Consider the following 17,281-nt stretch of genomic DNA (forward strand, 5'->3'; position numbering starts at 1 on the left):
GTTGTACGCCGTCGAGTCCTTACCGTACGCCGGTGAGGTGGGCGAAGACGACCACGTTGCCCTGATACCCCGTGCGCTTCGAGTAGCCGCCCCCGCAGGTGATCACCCGCAGCTCGGGCCGGGCGGCGGCGCCGTACACCTTCTCGTCGGGGAAGGCGCGGGAGTCGTATACCTCCACGGCGTCGACGGTGAAGACCGCCGTACGCCCGTCCCGGCGCTCCACGTCGATGCGCGCACCCTTCTCCACCGCCCCGAGACGGTGGAAGACGGCGGGCCCGTCCGCGTTGTCGACGTGCCCGGCGACGATCGCGGTGCCCTTCTCGCCGGGCGTGGTCCCGGCCTCGTACCAGCCCGCGAGGCTGTCGTACTCGGCCGGGGGGACGTCGAGGCTGCCGGTGGGGGTGAGGCCGAGGCCCATGAGGGGGGCGTTCACGCGGAGGGTGGGGATGCGGATGCGGTGGGGCCGGGAGGGCGGAAGCGCTTCATGGCCATGGTCCGGGGCGCTCGCGGTGCGGGCCTGGGCGGCCGACGGCTGGGGCGGCGCATGGGACTCGGTGCCGCTGCGGAGCAGCCACGCGCCGGTGACGAGGGCGACGACGGTGACGCCCGCTATGGCGGTGCTGGGGAACCGGCGCACAGGGCCTCCTCCTGTCGTGTTCCTCGGTGGTGTTCCGCCCCTCCGGGCCGAGGGGCGTCGGGCCCGGAGGGGAGGGGGGGACGGCGGTACCGGCGGACGGGCAGCGGAGGGTGCCCGTCAGATCCCGTCGCCTCTCGCCCGGCGATGCAGGAGCCAGGTACCGCCCGCGGCGGCGACGGCGAGGGTGGCCACGCCTGCCGCGGTCTGCACGGGGTCGGGGCCGAGTGCGCCGCCGACCCCCGTCTTCACACTTCCTCGCGGATGCACCTGCTGGTGCGGCTGTCGCTCCGGGGCGGCGGTCAGCCTGACCACCAGATCCCCCGCGACCCGCCGCCCGTCCCCGGCACACCGCGCGGCGATCTCGTACGTCCCCGGATGCGCGCTCGGCGGCACCTTGAACCGTCCGACGGAGTTCCGCTCCCCGGCGTGGGACACGAGGGAGAAGGCACCCGCGCCGACCGCGCCGGCGTCCCCCACCGCCGTACCGCCGGCACCGCACGCCCCCGTACTGACGGTGACCTCGCCGCCCGGTACGACACCACCGGCCGGCCGCACGTCCAGGCTGCCCTCCGCCGTCTCGCGGCTGTGCGCGGGCGCGGCGACGAACCCCGTGACGGCGAGCGCGGCGGCGCCGAGCGCGGTGGCGGTCAGCGGCCGGGCGGTACGCCGGTCGACGGTACGTCGCATCGTGCCTGCTCCTGTCGAGCGCGTTGGTCCTCGGTGGGCGGGGCCTCCTTCTGAGGTAAGGGGCATACGGGCGCGACCGCTTCCTGACGGATCGTCGGAATTGAGGTGAATGGGTGTCAGGGGGGCGGCACCCGGGGGCATGACGGCGGGCGTTCAGGCAGGTCATGGCCGTACGTCCGGCGTGTCGCGAAGAGCACCCCGAAGAGCGGCGGGCGGGGCTGTGAACGGGTGACCGGGCCGCGCACGGGCGGTCCCCGGGCGACGACTTGACCTCGACCAAAGTTGAGGTACGAGGGTAGGGGCCATGAAGACAGCAACAGACACCCCAGCACCGGTCACCCCTGCGGACGCGCCCGTCCGTGTCGCCCTGGTCGTCGGCAGCAACCGCGAGGGCCGCTTCGGCTCGGTCGTGGCCGACTGGCTGCTGGACCGGCTCCGCTCCCGCGACGACTTCGAGGCCGACGTCGTCGACGTGGCCGAGGTCCAGCTGCCCACGAGCTTCGCCCCGACCCCCGAGGCGACGGCGCAGCTCGCCGAAATCACCCCGAAGCTCGCGAACGCCGACGCCTTCGTCGTCCTGACCCCCGAGTACAACCACTCCTACCCCGCCGCCCTCAAGAACCTGATCGACTGGCACTTCCGCGAGTGGCGCGCCAAACCCGTCGCCCTCGTCTCCTGCGGCGGCCTCGCGGGCGGCCTGCGCGCCACCGAACACCTCCGCCAGGTCTTCGCCGAACTCCACGCCGTCACCGTCCGCGACACGGTGTCCTTCCACAACGCGCACGGCTCGTTCGACGACCGGGGCCGCCTGCGGGACCCGTCCGGGCCGGACGCGGCGGCGAAGGTGATGCTGGATCAGCTGGCTTGGTGGGGGCGGGCGTTGAGGGAGGCGAAGGGGAGGCGGCCGTACGGGGAATAGGGGTGCTGGTGCTGGTCGTTATAATGACCGTCCGGTCGCCTTGCCACCCTCCCGGTGCGGCCAGTACGCTCCCTCACTGTGACGAGTACGAGCGTGACGGCCCAGGTCGGCGGCAGGATTCGCCGTGCCAGGCTGGCCCGGGGACTGTCCCTGAACGAGCTTTCCAGACTGGCTGCCGTGGCGAAGGCGACGCTGGTCCAACTGGAACGCGGGCAGGGCAATCCGACGCTGGAGACGCTGACCTCCCTGGCGACCCACCTCGGCATCCCGCTGCCCGAGCTGTTCGCGACGGACGGCACCCCGCAGCCTCAGGTCACCCGGGCCGCCGAAGGCATGGTGGTCCGGGACGACGGCCTCGCGCTGCGACTCGTCCACAGTGCCACCGGGGAACGTGTCCTGTACGAGATCTTCGACCTCCGCCTGGCCGAGGGCACGTACGAGTCGGACTCGCACGGCGAAGGCGTACTGGAGCACCTCATCGTGCATGACGGAGAGATGCTGGTCGGCCCGCACGACAGGCAGGTGTACCTCCGCGCGGGCGACTTCGTCTCGTTCACCGCGGACCGCCCTCATTCCTACGAGAGCCTGCACGGCGAGACGCGCGCGACCCTCGTCGTGTTCTACCCGGCACGCGTACTCGACCGCCGCTGACCCTTGGAGCGCTGTGAGCCCCGTGAACTCAGCCATGGAACATGTCCGCTTGGCCTTGACCCTGCACGGCCACTCCGGTGACATCACCGAACTGCCCAGCCCGGCCCCCACCGCGGCCGCTGCCGCCGAGCAACTGGCCTGCCCCGTCGGGGCCATCGCCAACAGCCTCGTCTTCGAGGCCGACGGCACCCCGCTGCTCGTCGTGGCCAGCGGCGCCCACCGCGTCGACGTCAAGAAGGCAGCGGCCCTGGTCGGAGTCCGCAAGGTCCGCCGCGCCACCCCGGAGTTCGTTCTCCGGGCCACGGGACAAGAGGTGGGCGGGGTGGCTCCCGTCGGCCACCCCTCCCCACTGCGCACGCTGGTCGACACCGCCCTGGCCGACCACCCCCAGGTCTGGGCCGGCGCCGGGCTGCCCCACACCATGTTCCGCACCACCTTCGAGGAACTGGTGACCCTCACGGGAGGCGAGGCCGCTGCCGTAGGAGTGAACGGAGCGCCACGGAACGCGGCACAGTCGTGACTCCGAGATCCAGGGACTCGGCCCGGTACCTCCTCGCCGCCCTCGGCGCCACGACCGCCGTGCTCGTCTGGGCACCGCGAGCCGCGTTCAGCCTCGACGGCGGCTTCGAGGCCCACGCCCGCGACCTGACCGTACTCTTCGTCGACCTGCCGCTCATCGTGCTCGGCGGCGTTCTGGTCCCGCTCTTCACCTGGACGCTGACGGTGCGGTGGGTACGCCGCCCCTGGGTCGCGGCCCTCACCGCCGTGGCCGCGCTCGCGCTCGGGGTGTGGGGGCTCACCGAGTGGTGGAACCCCCGCCAGGAGCCGGATCCCGGTTATGGGCCCGGGATCTGACTCGGGTGCAGATCCGGTGAGGGTGCTGTCGGTCAGGCGGTGAGTTTGAGTTGGTCGCGGTAGCGGGCTTGGTGGTTGCGGGTGAACTCCTGCTTCTCGTGCCAGGTCCAGTAGGTGTTCGAAGTCGCCGTTGGTACGCAGGGCTGCTTCGCCGGTTTGCCGGTTTGCCGGTCGGTCACGTTCGTGGGCGCGACCGTGTTGTTCCGGGACCTTGGCCGGATGGCCGACTCACAACGCGGGTCGGCCATCGTTTGCACTGTTCAGCTATCCGCGGGCCCGTCCTCGACAGGAGGAAGCGTAGGTGCGTCCTCGACAGGAGGAAGTGTCTCTTCGGGAGCCGCCGCGGCGTCCCCGGGTTCGATCCTCCCGCTCCCGCCCGGCTTCGAACCATTCTCGGTGAGTGCCGAGATAATCTTTTCCTCCTCGAACGGTTCGGGCGCGACAGCATTGGCGAAATCGGTGCAGTCTCTGTCGATCTCGGCCTGAGTCAAGGCCCTCTGGCGGAAAACGATGAATCCGGCGCCGTTAGAATCCTCCGCCTCGATCACTACATTCCTGTCGAACCAGATGAAGTGACCGTGGAAGCGGCTTGGGAAATGCAGTTCCCAGTCGCCGACAGTCGCCATCATCGGGGCTGCCCTGACGACCTCCGACTTTGAGAATGGCCGGAGCGTTTCGGTGAACGACTCTGACGTGGTGTGGGAACTCTCGAAGCCGACCCCGAGTGACGCGGTGAAACTGGCGTTGAGGACGCTCAGGAAGCCAACCTTGCCTGCGAGCGAGAGATTGACGTTCGCGCTTGCCTTCGTCGTGTCCGACCAGGTGATGTTGCGCGTAACCGTCTCGGGCTCGCAGTTGATGACTATGTCGCCGACCACGTGCTCCGGGCCGGGGTAGCGAGAGGTACTCGTCACGTTGTACTGGCAGACGTCCGCCCCCTGGCAGGCATCGAGTAACTCCTGGTCGGTCGGCGGGTCTTCGTCCGCCAAGGTTTGGGCGGTTTCGGTTTCGGTTTGGTTGGCGTTTGCGTTCGCCGAGAGTGTGGCGGCAAAGGCGCCGCCGACGACCGCCGCGGCGACGCCCAGCGTTGCCAGCTTGGCCTTGCCGCGCTTGCGCTTCCGCGAGGGCCGAGCCTTGCTCGGCGCGTCCGAGTTCTGCGGTTCTGGGGATGCGAAGGAATCCACTGTTTCCGCTCTTCCTGTAGCCCGATGAGGCCGCGATTCCGGCGCGACTGAGTATCTGCCAGGGAGCGGAGTCACAGTAGAGTCAAATATCCCTACCGGCGAGTAAAACTTGAGACATCGTTGTCTCTCCGCGTGCGATCGCCGGGTTTTGGCTGGTCGTGTGTTACGAACGCAGAATCTGACTCTCCAGAGGGTGCCCTGCGCAACGCGCACGCCTCACCTGTGGCCGGCGAGGCAGGGGCGTGGGTCGTCTACTTGATGCCGCGATGACGTGCGGCGACCTTGCTCGACCTGGCGAGAATCTTCGACCCTGTTCCTGTGTAACGGGTCGTCACCGTGGCCGAACAGGAGGCGTATTGGCTGTCGTTGGCCGACTCCACGCTCTTTGGCTTGGTGCGGCTCGTCAATCCGGTGGGGTGGCTGTACACCGCCCTCAGCCGGATGAGTCGCCGCCGTAATCTCCGCCGCCTGCACGAGGGCGGGGCGGAGACCTGCCCGACGGACTCTTGAGTGGGACGCGTGGTGGGTCACAACTGCCCGCGCACGAGGGCGGTTTGGAAGGTTGTCCAGGTGGTGGGGTGGAGGTGGAGGGAGGGGCCGGTGGGGTGTTTGGAGTCGCGTATGGCGATGGTGGTGGGGATGTTGGTGGCTATTGCGACGCACTCACGATCGGGGTTGCTGTAGCTGGACGTGCGGTACTGGAAGTCGGGCATGGCTCAGAGTTCCTTGCGGAGGCGATGGAGGAGGGAGACGGAGTCGCGTTCGTTCAGGGAGCTTTCGGCGATTGTCTCGAACAACTCGTCGTGAGCCGCAGCGCCTTCACCGCCCTCGATCCAGAGGCGGGTGAAGGGGATCTCCAGGTATACGACGTCCATGGCTCCGGGGTCTGCGAACGAGATGATGTTGAATGAGCTGTTCAACCCTCTGTGCGGGCCGGCACTGAAAGGCTGGACCAGCAGGTTGATGTTCGGTTGTTCGGCCATCTTCGCAAGGTGGTCCAGCTGCTTGCGAGCGACTTTCGCGTCGCCGGGGAAGTTCCGCAGGACGGCTTCGTAGATCACTGCTCGCAGGGTGATGGGCGGGTCGTCCGTGAGGCGCTGTTGTCGGGCGAGACGTGCCGCTACGAACTCGTCGTCCTCTGTCGTGTTCACCGAAGCGCGCCCATGTCTCAATGCGCGTACGTAGTCAGGGGTTTGGAGCAGACCGGGTACGAACGCGGGCTGCCATGCCTTGATGGCGGTGGCGGCGCTCTCCAGGGACACGTACTCCTGCATGTCACCCAGGATCGCGTAGTCGTCCCACCAGCCTTTTGCCTTGCGCCGTTCCCGGTCGATCCTCGCCAGTTCCAGGAGCCCGCCGACGACGCCGGGGTCGCGGACGTCGTACAGCTCGCACAACGCCCGGATGTCCGGGTCACGCATCGGCACCCAACCGCGCTCCATCTTCGCGACCTTGGTGGTCGATGCCGTGAGTGCCTTGGCTGCGTGGGTCTGCGTCAGCCCCGCCGCGGTGCGCAACTTGATGAGTTCGGCGCCCAGTCGGCGCCCCAGGACAGTGGACGTGCTGTTGCCCTGCGTCGGCTGGCTCGCGGTCACGTTGGCGCTCCTCGTGGTGTCGGTGCGCGGTCAGTCTGGCGCGGTGCGTGATCGCCATGCAACTCGATCGGAGGATTTCCTCCCAGAGGAGCTTGCGGGCTTCCATATGCTGCCCCTACCGTCGGTGACGAATCGCTCGCAGAGCGCCCGCCAGTTGATGCATGGCGCTGCCCAACCCTGCCCGGAGGCACACGACATGGACGAACCCCCAGCCCTCCACCACGACCGTCTCGACTACACCCCTCTCCCCAAGAGCGTCACCCTCGCCCGCCACCGCGCCCACCGCCTCCTCACCGAATGGGGGCACCCCGAACTCGCCGCCGACACCGCCCTGTTGGTGTCGGAGCTCGGCGGCAACGCCGTACTGCACGGCTGTCTGCGCGACCGGCTCTTCCGAGTGGAACTGACCCTCACCGAGCACGTCGTACGCGTATCCGTCTCCGACCCGAAGGGCGAGTTACTGCCGAAGCCGCGGGTGGCGGCGGAGAACGACATGTTCGGCCGGGGGCTGCTGATCGTGCGGGAGGTGGCCGACCGGTGGGGGGTGTGCGAGCTGACGGTCGGGAAGTCGGTGTGGTGTGAGCTCGATGTTGTACGACCGGTGGCTCCCGACCAGGTCAACGGCGTCGAGACCGAGGTGCCCAACAGCATCCCCGCCATCCGCGCGGCCCTGCCTGAGGGGCGGCAGGAGGAGTTCGACCGGGCCATCAATGGGGCCGGGGTGCACGACATCCACGCCGTCATGCGGCACTGGATGCTGGAGGCCGTACCCGCCCCGGAGGCCGACGCGCTGCTGGAGCGGCTCGCCGTGGACGAGACCAAGAGGCGGGGTGTCGCTTGAGCCGCTTGCCCGCTTACGGAGGGACTGGCCTGCCCTTATGGGGCGAAGCCGCCCTCGTAGTCTCGGCGCCATGGGATTCTGGCCGTAGACCGGGACGCCGTCGTACGCCGGATGCGCTGCGGGAGATCGCCGACCGGCGGCGGCGTGCGGCGGCGGTGGAACGGATGCGGCAGATGGTGGCTGATGGGGAGATCGACTTCTCGGTGATCCAGGAACCGGACTCGTCGGGCAGTGACCCCCACGACCTCCGAGGCGGTGCATCGATGCCCCGCGTGACCGCATCATTGAGTAGGCCCCCCCGTCCCCCGGATCACCCCGAGGAGACCGCCGAGTGACGCTCCCGTTCTTCGTCTACGGCACCCTCCGCCCCGGCGAGCACAACCACGACTTCTTCCTGCGCGGCCGCACGGAGTCCGAGGAGCCGGCGGTGATGCGGGGGCTCGTCCTGTACGACGGCCCCGGCTACCCGTACGCCGTGGAAGAACCGGGTGGCGTCGTCGCCGGGGAGGTGGTGACGGCGCGCCCCGGGGCGTACGACGAACTGCTCCGCGCACTCGACCACCTGGAGAACTACGCGCCGGGCGACCCCTGCAACCTCTACGAGCGCGTGGCACGGGAGGTCACCCGCGCGGACGGCACCGCCGTACGGGCCTGGGTGTACGTGGCCGCCCCCGCCGTCGCCGCCCGGCTGCGGGCACGCGGCAAGCTCATCGAGGGCGGGGACTGGCGAACCCCGAGGTGAACGTCAGTTCCGTACCGTCTCCAGCCGTACCGCGCACGCCTTGAACTCCGGCATACGGGACGTCGGGTCGAGCGCCGGGTTGGTCAGCGTGTTGGCGCGGCCCTCGCCCGGCCAGTGGAACGGCATGAACACCGTGTCGGGGCGGATCGTGCTGGTGATGCGGGCCGGAGCGACCGCGCGTCCACGGCGGGAGACCACCGCCACCGGGTCGCCCTCGGCCGCCCCGAGCCGCTCGGCCAGCCGCGGGTGCAGCTCGACGAACGGGCCGGGCGCGGCGGCGTTCAGCTCGTCGACGCGCCGGGTCTGCGCGCCGGACTGGTACTGGGCGACCACGCGTCCGGTGGTCAGCAGGACGGGGTACTCGTCGTCCGGCTCCTCGGCGACCGCCCGGTGCGACACGGGCACGAAGCGTGCCCGCCCGTCCTCGGTGGCGAAACGGTCGAGGAAGAGGCGGGGAGTGCCGGGGTGGACCGAGGCCGCCCCGGAGGCCGCCTCGGCGGCTGCCTGGGTGGCTACCTGGGTGGGCTCGCCCGTCGGGTCGTCGGGGAGTACGTCGAGGGCGGCGTCCTCGCAGTCGTCCGAGCCCTGGTCCGTCTGACCACCCGCATGACCGTCCGCATGACCGTCCGCAGGGCACGGCCAGAACACCCCGTTCTCCTCCACCAGCCTCCGGTACGTGATCCCCGAGTAGTCGGCGACCCCGCCCGCGCTCGCCCGCCGCAGCTCCTCGAAGACCTCCTCCGGATCGGTCGGGAAGCCCTTCTCCACACCCAGCCGGGCGGCCAGTTCGTGCAGGACGTGCAGATCGCTGCGGATGCCCTCCGGCGGGGTGATCGCCTGGCGGCGCAGCAGCACGCGGCCCTCCAGGTTGGTCGTCGTGCCGGTCTCCTCGGCCCACTGGGTGACCGGCAGGACCACGTCCGCGAGGGCCGCCGTCTCCGAGAGGACGACGTCGCACACGGCCAGGAAGTCCAGCGAGCGGATGCGGTCCTCGACGTGTGCCGCGCGCGGGGCCGACACGACCGGGTTCGAGGCCATCAGAAGCAGGGCGCGAATGTCCGTCCCCAGCGCGTCGAGCAGCTCGTACGCGCTCCGGCCCGGCCCGGGCAGCGAGTCCGGGTCGACGCCCCACACCTCGGCCACGTGCCGCCGCGCCTCGGGGTCGGTCAGCTTGCGGTAGCCGGGCAACTGGTCGGCCTTCTGGCCGTGCTCGCGTCCGCCCTGCCCGTTGCCCTGGCCGGTCAGGCAGCCGTAGCCGGAGAGGGGGCGCCCCGAACGGCCGGTGGCCAGGCAGAGGTTGATCCAGGCACCGACCGTGTCCGTGCCCTTGGACTGCTGCTCGGGCCCGCGCGCGGTGAGGACCATGGCGGCCTCCGGCTCACAGAACAGCCGTACGGTTTCCCGGAGCTCGGGCACGGAGACGCCGGTGATCCGCTCCACGTACTCCGGCCAGTGCGCCATGGCGGCGGCCCGCGTCTCCTCCCAGCCGCTGGTCCGCTCCCGGATGTACGCCTCGTCCGTGCGCCCCTCGGCCACGATCAGGTGCAACAGGCCCAGGGCGAGGGCGAGATCGGTTCCGGGGCGGGGCGCCAGGTGGAGGTCCGCCTGTTCGGCCGTACGGGTGCGGCGCGGGTCGATGACGACCAGCTTGCCGCCGTTCTCCTTGAGTTCGGTGAGGTAGCGGAGCGCGGGAGGCATGGTCTCCACGAGGTTGGAGCCGACGAGGATCACGCACCCCGTCTTCGGGATGTCCTCCAGGGGGAAGGGGAGCCCGCGGTCCAGTCCGAACGCCTTGATGCCCGCCGCCGCGGCCGACGACATGCAGAAGCGGCCGTTGTAGTCGATCTGCGAGGTCCCGAGGGCGATCCGCGCGAACTTGCCCAGCGCGTACGCCTTCTCGTTCGTCAGCCCGCCCCCGCCGAACACCCCGCACGCGTCCGGGCCATGCTCCGTACGCGTGCGGGACAGCCCCTCGGCGATCCGGTCGAGCGCCTCGTCCCAGGTGGCGGGCGTGAGCACCCCGTCCCGCCGGACGAGCGGCGAGGTCAGCCGTACCGCCGGCGAGAGCAGCGCGGGAGCCGTACGCCCCTTGCCGCACAGCGCGCCCCGGTTGACCGGGAAGTCCGTACGCTCCCCGACCTCCACGCCCCCGTCCGGCGCGGGCGTCAGGTTCATCCCGCACTGCAGGGCGCAGTACGGGCAGTGCGTGGGCGTCGCGGAGGTCTCCATACCGCTCAGCGTGCGGCGGGCGTGTTACGCGGCGGAACGCGGCCCGTTACGCGGCCGGGACGGGGACCTCCCGGCGGGGGAGAGGCGGGCGTGAGGGCCGGAGCAAGGACCGGAGCAGGGACTGGAGCGGGGCGGAGCAGAGATCGGAGCAGGGGCCGGAGCAGGGGCCGGGCGCCGGGCACAGAGGTGCCCACTTCAAGTCGCCACCGGCCGCGACGAGAGTTGCCGCTGTGGCAGAGAACGCCTCATGTGGCTCATTCCGTTCCGTAGTTGGCTGATCACACCTAGTTGAGGATTCAAAAAACGGGACTACAGTCGGGCCCCACGCAAGACCCCGCACGGCGTTCGAAACCGAGCATGGGCCGCGTCCAACGGCCATGTCATCCGTCTCTCGAAACAGCCAAGGAGGTCTCCGAACCATGCCTCTGCGCCATCTCACCCCCCACGACAGGGCCTTGTTCCACGCGTACGGCCGAGGGCCGACCGTCCCCATCCCCGACCCCCTCCTCCATCACGCCGTCGAGCGCTGGGCCACGGCCACCCCCGCCGCCGTGGCCGCCGAACACCAGGGCTCGACGATCACGTACGGCGAACTCGACCGCTCGGCCGACGCCCTCGCCGCCCGCCTCGTCCGCGAGGGCGTCCGCCCCGGCGACCACGTCGCCCTCTTCGTCCGCCGCTCCCTGCCCATGCTGGTCGGCCTGCTCGCCACCCTGAAGGCGGGCGCTGCCTACGTCCCCCAGGACGTCGGCCTGGCACCCGCACCCCAGCTCGACCACGTCATCCGCACGGCCGGGACCCGGGTGATCCTCACGCTGCGGGAGTACGCGGCCCGCGTGCCCGTGCCGGCGGGCCACCGCCTGATCGCGCTGGACGAGCCGATGCCGTACGAGCCCGGCCCGGCTGTCGATGTGCGGGCCGGCGACGGCTGCTACGTCCTCTTCACCTCCGGCACCACCGGCTGCCCCAACGGCGTGAAGGTCACCCACCGCAACGTCGCCAACATCCTCCTCACCGCCCCCGGCGACCTCGGCATCCGTCCCGGCGACCGCGTGGCCCAGCTCCTCAACATCGCCTTCGACATGGCGGCCTGGGAGATCCTCGGCTGCCTGGCCCACGGCGGCACGCTCGTCATCCGCGGCAAGGACATCGCCGTGGCGGCCCGTACGGCGGACATCGTCGTCGCCACGCCGACGGTGCTGTCCGGCATCGACCCGGCGGCCTGCCCCCGGGTACGGACGGTGGCGGTGGCCGGCGAGCCGTGCCCGCGCCCGCTGGCCGACCGGTGGGCGGCACGGGCGGCCTTCTACAACTGCTGCGGCCCGACCGAGACGACGATCGTGAACACGATGCGCCGCCACGAGCCGGGCGCGCCCTCGCTCACGATCGGCCGCCCCACCCCCAACAACACGGTGTACGTCCTCGGCGCCGACCGCCGCCCCCTCCCCATCGGTGAGGTCGGCGAGATGTGGGCCGGCGGCGACTGCGTGTCGGCGGGCTACCTCGGCAACGAGCGGCTGACCGCCGAACGGTACGCCCCCGACCCCTTCCTCGGCGGCGACCACCGTATGTTCCGCACCCGTGACCTGGGCAGATGGACCGCGGACGGCGAACTGGAACACCTCGGCCGTACCGACGACCAGGTCAAGGTCCGCGGCTTCCGCGTCGAACTCGACTCCGTCTCCTCGGTGCTGGAACGGGTGCCGGGCTGCACCCGCGCGGTGACCCTGCAGCGGGACGCCCGCAACCTGGTCTCCTTCGTCTGCCCGGCCGACGTCGACCCGGCCACCGCGCGCGAGGCCGTGGAGGCGGCCCTGCCGTACTACTGCGTGCCGGCCGACGTACTGCCCCTGGCGTCCCTCCCCGAGACCGACCGGGGAAAGATCGACAAGTCGGCGCTGCTGCGGCTGGCCGAGGAGCTCACGGCGGTGACGCGATGACGTCCTCACCTCCGCGTACGGTCGTGACATCGTCAGCTCGGCGTACGGCGCCACCGGCGGCCACCGAGCTGCCCCCGCCGACGTCGACCGTCAGACGCGCCTTCAAGCACCCCCGCCTGATGCACTACAACCGCCTGGCCGCCCTGGTCCTGTGCGTCAACCTCGCTGTCTTGTACGCGAGTTGGCCCATGGAGACCGTCTCCCTCGGCCATGCCGCCCTCGCGAACCTCGCGATCGCGGTCCTCGTACGCCAGCAGTACGTCATCAACGCCCTCTTCCGGCTGGCGACTTGGGCGCCGACGTCGTGGCCGTTGGGGGTGCGATGGACGCTGGGGAAGGTGTACCACTTCGGCGGGCTGCATGTGGGTGGGGCGCTGGCGGGGAGCCTGTGGTTCCTCGGCTTGACCGTGACGGTGACTGTGACAGGTGAGGGGAGCAACGCGTCTTTCTTGGCAGTGAGTTGGGGACTGATCGCCCTGCTTGCCGTCATCGTCGTCACGGCCCTCCCACCCTTCCGCTCCCGCTTCCACGACCACTTCGAGAAGATCCACCGCTTCGGCGGCTGGACGGCACTGGCGCTGTTCTGGACGCACACCGCGCTGAGCGCAGGCGGGCGACAGGCCGGGTTCTGGGTCCTGGGGGTCGTCACCTTCAGCGTGGCGCTGCCGTGGCTGCGGCTGCGCAAGGTGGACGTACGCGTCGAACGCCCGTCGTCCCACGTCGTGCTGGCCCGCTTCGACCACGGCGAGACCCCCTTCGCGGGTTCCTCGACCGCGATCAGCCGCAGCCCGCTGAAGGAGTGGCACTCCTTCGCGAACGTGCCTTCGCCCGGCGAGCCGGGCTTCCGGCTCACGATCTCGCGGGCGGGGGACTGGACGGGATCGTTCATCGACGACAGGCCGTCGAAGGTGTGGGTGAAGGGCATCACGACGGCCGGGGTCGCCAATATCGAGACCCTCTTCACCAAGGTGATCTACGTGGCCACCGGCAGCGGCATCGGCCCCTGCCTGCCCCACCTGCTAGCCGCCGAGGTCCCCTCCCGCCTGGTCTGGGCGACCCGTGACCCCCGTTCGACCTACGGCGACGCCCTGGTCGACGAGATCCTCGCCGTCCAGCCCGACGCGCTGATCTGGGACACCAGCCTGCACGGCAAGCCGGACATGGTCCGCCTCGCGTACACCGCGTACCGCGACTTCGGCGCCGAAGCGGTCATCTGCATCTCCAACAAGAAGCTCACCTGGCAGGTGGTGCACGGCCTTGAACGGCGCGGGATACCGGCGTACGGCGCGATCTGGGACTCCTGAGGGGAAGCCGATGAACACGACGAGCACGACGAGCACGACGAGCACGACGAGCACCCTGAAGGTCGAACGCCACGGTGGGACGGTGACCGTACGCCTCCACCGCCCGCACGTCCGCAACGCCCTGAGCGGCGAGCTGCTGACCGAACTCCTCGACGTCCTGCGCCCGTTGGACGCGGACCCACAGGTCGGCTGCTTCGTGCTGACCGGCTCGGAGGAGGTCTTCGCGGCCGGGGCCGACATCAAGGAGATGGCGGGCAGGACAGCCGCCGACATGGCCGCCGAGGACTACTTCTCCGGCTGGGAGGAGTTCGCCGCCTTCCGTACCCCGAAGATCGCCGCCGTCAACGGCTATGCCCTGGGCGGCGGTTGCGAGCTGGCGATGATGTGCGACCTCGTCATCGCGGGCGAGTCGGCGGTCTTCGGGCAGCCCGAGATCAAGCTGGGCGTGATCCCGGGCATCGGCGGCACCCAGCGGCTGACCCGCCTGGTGGGCAGGGCCAAGGCCATGGACCTGATCCTCACCGGCCGCACGATGGACGCGGCCGAGGCGGAACGCGCCGGGCTCGTGTCCCGAGTCGTCCCCGACACCGAGGTCCTGACGGCGGCCACGGAGGCGGCCACCACCGTCGCCTCCTACGGCCGCGCCGCGGTCACGGCCGCCCGCGAGTGCGTCGACCGCGCCATGGAGACGGGCCTGCGTGACGGTGTCCTCTTCGAACGCCGGGTGTTCCACGCGCTGTTCGCGACGGAGGATCAGAAAGAGGGGATGCGGGCGTTTCTGGAGAAGCGGCAACCGCGTTTCATTCGCTGACCGTTCCCTGACCGTTCGACGGGCTGGGCTCTCAACGCCGGGCGGACACGGTACCGTTCGGTGTTGAGAGGGCCCCGCGCCCGTGTGTCTCGCGCCGATGTCCCGGTTCTGTCACCGGGTCGTGCCGCTCCGGTACCGGACGTCCGCGTGGACGCCTGGGCGTGCTAAAAACTACGGGCGCCACGGATACGGGGGTCTTCCGGTGCTCAACGTGTGGCGCACGTCCTGTCGTTGGGCCCGTGAAGGGCCTCAGGGGGAGAGGTAACACCGCATGAACCGCATCCACAGAACTGCCGCTGTTCTGGCCACGTCCGGGGCCGTCATAGCCTCCCAGGTCGGTTTCGCCGGGGCCGCGTCCGCGGCGACGCCCGGCTGCCCGATCAAGATCAGCACCCCGTCCCGCTTCTACGTGGACTCGAACGGCTGGGTGACCAACGGCGGCCTGTACTTCGGCATCAAGGGCACGAGCAAGAAGCACTTCAAGAACGTCAGGTTCACCGTCAAGAACGTCAAGAACATTCGCTTCGGCAAGGCGACGCCGACCAAGTACGACAAGATCACAAAGCAGTGGAAGCAGGTCATCACCGTCAAGGACAAGAACATGGCGGGCAAGAAGGACAAGGTCGGCTTCAAGGTCCGCACCCGCCTGCTGAACACCAACGTGTACAAGGTCAAGCTCATCCTGCGCGGCGAGGGCTGGAGCTGCGCGGTCAACCAGGGCACATGGGGCAACCGCTGATCCACGCACAGGTCTGATCGCGCCGGCCGGCCGCTACCTACCTGGCCGACGCCAAAGCCCTGGCCACCCCCGGTTCCTGAGGCCCCAGGAACCGGGGGTCCGGCTCGAACACGGCGTCCAGCGCGGCCTTCCCCGCCGCGAAGCTCCCGCATGGCTGGATGTGGAAGCCCTGGCTGTTGACTTCTCCCCAGCTAACGCGGAGGATTCAACCCTCGCGGGTTGATCTTTCTGCTTCATCGACGGCTGCCGACCCGAATGAACGGCGAGGGTTGGTGTGCCAACCATCGGTCTTACGCCAGCTCCACAGACCTGACATTCCGCCAGCCCGGCGGTAGGTCCGGCCAACTTGGTTTTCGCCAGCTGGACGAGACCGACCCTAGCACCCGATGAGCACGGCCTCGTCGACGCCGAAGATCCTCTTGGCGCGGACGCAGGAGTCCCAGGTGTCGAAGCCGGCGTAATCGCTGACGATCCGCCGGCCGGGCACCCCGCGCTCGGTCAGATACGCGCGCATCGCGTCCGGCTCGTCGTAGTCCGCGCGGCTGTTGTCACCGGTGACCAGCACCACCTCCACGCGCCCCTCGCGGTACAGCGCCGCCGCCGCGTCCAGGCGGTGGGCGAGGTACGGCGACGGCTCGCCGCCCCACAGACCGGCGCCGAAGACGACCGCGACCTCGGTGCGCGGGACGGAGTACGCCGTCCGCAGCCGGTCGCCCGCCATCGTGAACAGCCACGTCGTCGGCAGCAGCGCCAGCACGCACAGCAGCATCAGCGCCTGCACGGCGCGCCGCTGCCCCGCGCGAGTGCGTGGCAGCCGGGGCCGGCACTGCCGCAGCCGGAGCGGCATTCGCAGTGGCAGCCGCAGCGGCTCCGGCAGCCTCAGGCGACGCATCCGACGGTCCTTCCCCTGATCCCCTGATCCCTTGATCCCCCGGGATCCCTCCCTCGGGTTTCGACCAGGAGGACGCCCCAGACGGTGATCCGGTTTACCGAAGCCTACGTGACCAGGATCACTCGCAGGGAGAAAAACGCAGGTCACGCCACCTCACACACCCCAAGCACCCCACCGTGAACCCCCGGAAAACACCCGTCATTCCCGCGCAACGGGGTGGCAACCTCTCCCCGCCACCATCGGTTCATGACGGCGTCGAACCCTCCTCGCGACGAGTCCGAAGCCCGCCCCCGCCCCGGCGGCCAGCCGCTCCGTGGCGCTCACCTCGACAGTACGGCGCACATGATGAACCGGATCAGCAGCCAGCTCGCCAGCCAGCTCAGTGTCGTCTCGCTGAACGGGACCCGGCGCCCCGCCCCGCCCGCGCTCGTCCTCGTGGGTCACGGCAGCCGTGACCCACGCGCGCTGTCGACCGTACGGACCCTCATGGAGCGGGTCCGGGAACTGCGCCCCGGCCTGCCCGTCCACCTCGGCCACATCGAGCTGAACGAACCCCTGCTGCCCGACACGCTCGCCGCCCTCGGCGACAGCGAGGCCGTGCTCGTCCCCCTCCTCCTCAGCCGCGGCTACCACGTCAAGCAGGACATCCCCGAGATGGCCGCCGCCGCGGAGGCACGCACGCGCGTGGCCGCCCCGCTCGGCCCGCACCCCCTCCTCGTGGAGACGCTGTACACGCGGCTCGTCGAGGCCGGATGGCGCACCCGGACGACCGCAGCCGAGCGCCGCGCGAGCGCGGTCGTGCTGGCGGCTGCCGGTTCCCGCGACCCCGAGGCGGCCGTGGACACCGGCCGCACCGCCCAGCTCCTCGCCGAGCGCCTCGGCGTCCCGGTCGTCCCCGCCTACGCCTCCGCCGCCGCGCCCACCGTCCCCGCCGCCGTACGCTCCCTCGCCGCCCGCGGCCACCACCGGGTCGCCGTCGCCTCCTACTTCACCGCCCCCGGCCGCTTCGCCACCGAGTGCGCCGAGTCCGCCCCCTGGATCGCCGCCGCCCCCCTCGGTGCCCACCCCGGAATGGCCCGCCTGATCCTCCACCGCTACGACCAGACCATGGCAGCCCCGGCCGACACCGGCAGGGGCGCGGGGAACCGCGCGACAAGCCATCAACAGCCCGCACCCGCACGACGGCAGGTCCTGGCAGACGCATAGGCGCAAGACGCATAGGCGCAACGCACACGCCCCATTTGTCAGTGGCTGC

18 protein-coding genes and 2 pseudogenes are annotated in these 17,281 nt (G+C 70.3%); 12 read left to right on the forward strand and 8 right to left on the reverse strand.

Going from position 1 to position 17,281, the window contains the following annotated elements; all coding sequences use genetic code 11:
• Window positions 1–19: 19 nt before the first annotated feature.
• Both ACWD3C_RS01945 and ACWD3C_RS01950 read right to left on the reverse strand, forming a co-directional pair.
• Window positions 20–637 carry a class F sortase gene (locus ACWD3C_RS01945; protein WP_451139015.1) on the reverse strand — a complete coding sequence of 206 codons (618 nt, stop codon included), beginning with the start codon at window positions 635–637 and terminating at the stop codon, window positions 20–22.
• 117 nt (window positions 638–754) lie between these two features.
• On the reverse strand, window positions 755–1,324 hold the full coding sequence (locus tag ACWD3C_RS01950) for a hypothetical protein (RefSeq protein ID WP_451139017.1): 570 nt from the start codon (window positions 1,322–1,324) through the stop codon (window positions 755–757).
• Window positions 1,325–1,628: 304 nt separating this feature from the next.
• Between ACWD3C_RS01950 and ACWD3C_RS01955 the strand changes: the two genes are divergently transcribed.
• The 4 genes from ACWD3C_RS01955 to ACWD3C_RS01970 all read left to right on the forward strand — a co-directional run bounded on the left by ACWD3C_RS01955 (window position 1,629) and on the right by ACWD3C_RS01970 (window position 3,749).
• A complete protein-coding gene (locus tag ACWD3C_RS01955; protein ID WP_451139019.1) occupies window positions 1,629–2,243 on the forward strand; it encodes an NADPH-dependent FMN reductase in 615 nt (204 codons plus the stop codon).
• Window positions 2,244–2,321: 78 nt separating this feature from the next.
• Window positions 2,322–2,894 (forward strand): helix-turn-helix domain-containing protein, encoded by a 573-nt coding sequence (locus ACWD3C_RS01960; protein WP_451139021.1) that lies wholly within the window; start codon window positions 2,322–2,324, stop codon window positions 2,892–2,894.
• Window positions 2,895–2,928: 34 nt separating this feature from the next.
• On the forward strand, window positions 2,929–3,414 hold the full coding sequence (locus tag ACWD3C_RS01965) for a YbaK/EbsC family protein (RefSeq protein ID WP_451139023.1): 486 nt from the start codon (window positions 2,929–2,931) through the stop codon (window positions 3,412–3,414).
• Complete coding sequence (locus ACWD3C_RS01970) at window positions 3,411–3,749, forward strand: hypothetical protein (RefSeq protein ID WP_451139025.1); 339 nt, start codon at window positions 3,411–3,413, stop codon at window positions 3,747–3,749. The genes ACWD3C_RS01965 and ACWD3C_RS01970 overlap by 4 nt, the downstream gene beginning before the upstream one ends.
• Window positions 3,750–3,781: 32 nt before the next feature.
• Here the strand turns inward: ACWD3C_RS01970 and ACWD3C_RS01975 are convergent, their stop codons facing one another.
• From ACWD3C_RS01975 to ACWD3C_RS01990, 4 genes are all read right to left on the reverse strand, one after another.
• Window positions 3,782–3,928, reverse strand: a complete 147-nt coding sequence (locus ACWD3C_RS01975) for a hypothetical protein (RefSeq protein ID WP_451139027.1) — start codon at window positions 3,926–3,928, stop codon at window positions 3,782–3,784.
• Window positions 3,929–4,009: 81 nt separating this feature from the next.
• Window positions 4,010–4,933, reverse strand: a complete 924-nt coding sequence (locus ACWD3C_RS01980) for a hypothetical protein (protein ID WP_451139029.1) — start codon at window positions 4,931–4,933, stop codon at window positions 4,010–4,012.
• A 527-nt stretch (window positions 4,934–5,460) separates the two neighbouring features.
• The gene (locus tag ACWD3C_RS01985; protein ID WP_451139031.1) at window positions 5,461–5,646 is read right to left on the reverse strand and encodes a DUF397 domain-containing protein; all 186 of its coding nucleotides are present in this window, start codon (window positions 5,644–5,646) and stop codon (window positions 5,461–5,463) included.
• Window positions 5,647–5,649: 3 nt separating this feature from the next.
• Window positions 5,650–6,528 (reverse strand): helix-turn-helix domain-containing protein, encoded by an 879-nt coding sequence (locus tag ACWD3C_RS01990; RefSeq protein ID WP_451139033.1) that lies wholly within the window; start codon window positions 6,526–6,528, stop codon window positions 5,650–5,652.
• Between the two features lie 196 nt (window positions 6,529–6,724).
• Between ACWD3C_RS01990 and ACWD3C_RS01995 the strand changes: the two are divergent.
• The 3 genes and pseudogenes from ACWD3C_RS01995 to ACWD3C_RS02005 all read left to right on the forward strand — a co-directional run.
• Window positions 6,725–7,057: pseudogene (locus ACWD3C_RS01995) on the forward strand (ATP-binding protein); the annotation flags it as partial.
• A gap of 72 nt (window positions 7,058–7,129) precedes the next feature.
• Complete coding sequence (locus tag ACWD3C_RS02000; protein WP_451139222.1) at window positions 7,130–7,369, forward strand: hypothetical protein; 240 nt, start codon at window positions 7,130–7,132, stop codon at window positions 7,367–7,369.
• Between the two features lie 331 nt (window positions 7,370–7,700).
• On the forward strand, window positions 7,701–8,111 hold the full coding sequence (locus ACWD3C_RS02005; protein ID WP_451139035.1) for a gamma-glutamylcyclotransferase family protein: 411 nt from the start codon (window positions 7,701–7,703) through the stop codon (window positions 8,109–8,111).
• A 3-nt stretch (window positions 8,112–8,114) separates the two neighbouring features.
• Here ACWD3C_RS02005 and ACWD3C_RS02010 read toward each other — a convergent pair whose 3' ends face one another.
• Window positions 8,115–10,340 (reverse strand): molybdopterin oxidoreductase family protein, encoded by a 2,226-nt coding sequence (locus ACWD3C_RS02010; RefSeq protein ID WP_451139037.1) that lies wholly within the window; start codon window positions 10,338–10,340, stop codon window positions 8,115–8,117.
• A 419-nt stretch (window positions 10,341–10,759) separates the two neighbouring features.
• Here ACWD3C_RS02010 and ACWD3C_RS02015 point away from each other — a divergent pair, with 419 nt between their 5' ends.
• The 4 genes from ACWD3C_RS02015 (at window position 10,760) to ACWD3C_RS02030 (ending at window position 15,134) form a co-directional block, all read left to right on the forward strand.
• Window positions 10,760–12,280 carry an amino acid adenylation domain-containing protein gene (locus ACWD3C_RS02015; protein ID WP_451139039.1) on the forward strand — a complete coding sequence of 507 codons (1,521 nt, stop codon included), beginning with the start codon at window positions 10,760–10,762 and terminating at the stop codon, window positions 12,278–12,280.
• On the forward strand, window positions 12,277–13,584 hold the full coding sequence (locus tag ACWD3C_RS02020; RefSeq protein ID WP_451139041.1) for a hypothetical protein: 1,308 nt from the start codon (window positions 12,277–12,279) through the stop codon (window positions 13,582–13,584). The genes ACWD3C_RS02015 and ACWD3C_RS02020 overlap by 4 nt, the downstream gene beginning before the upstream one ends.
• Before the next feature lie 10 nt (window positions 13,585–13,594).
• Window positions 13,595–14,395 carry an enoyl-CoA hydratase-related protein gene (locus tag ACWD3C_RS02025; protein WP_451139043.1) on the forward strand — a complete coding sequence of 267 codons (801 nt, stop codon included), beginning with the start codon at window positions 13,595–13,597 and terminating at the stop codon, window positions 14,393–14,395.
• A gap of 271 nt (window positions 14,396–14,666) precedes the next feature.
• Window positions 14,667–15,134, forward strand: a complete 468-nt coding sequence (locus ACWD3C_RS02030; protein WP_451139045.1) for a hypothetical protein — start codon at window positions 14,667–14,669, stop codon at window positions 15,132–15,134.
• A 37-nt stretch (window positions 15,135–15,171) separates the two neighbouring features.
• Here ACWD3C_RS02030 and ACWD3C_RS02035 read toward each other — a convergent pair.
• A pseudogene (locus ACWD3C_RS02035) lies at window positions 15,172–15,981 on the reverse strand (SanA/YdcF family protein).
• 291 nt (window positions 15,982–16,272) lie between these two features.
• Here ACWD3C_RS02035 and ACWD3C_RS02040 point away from each other — a divergent pair.
• Complete coding sequence (locus ACWD3C_RS02040; RefSeq protein ID WP_451139047.1) at window positions 16,273–17,232, forward strand: sirohydrochlorin chelatase; 960 nt, start codon at window positions 16,273–16,275, stop codon at window positions 17,230–17,232.
• Window positions 17,233–17,281 lie beyond the last annotated feature (49 nt).

The organism is Streptomyces sp. NPDC002845 (genome assembly GCF_053591955.1).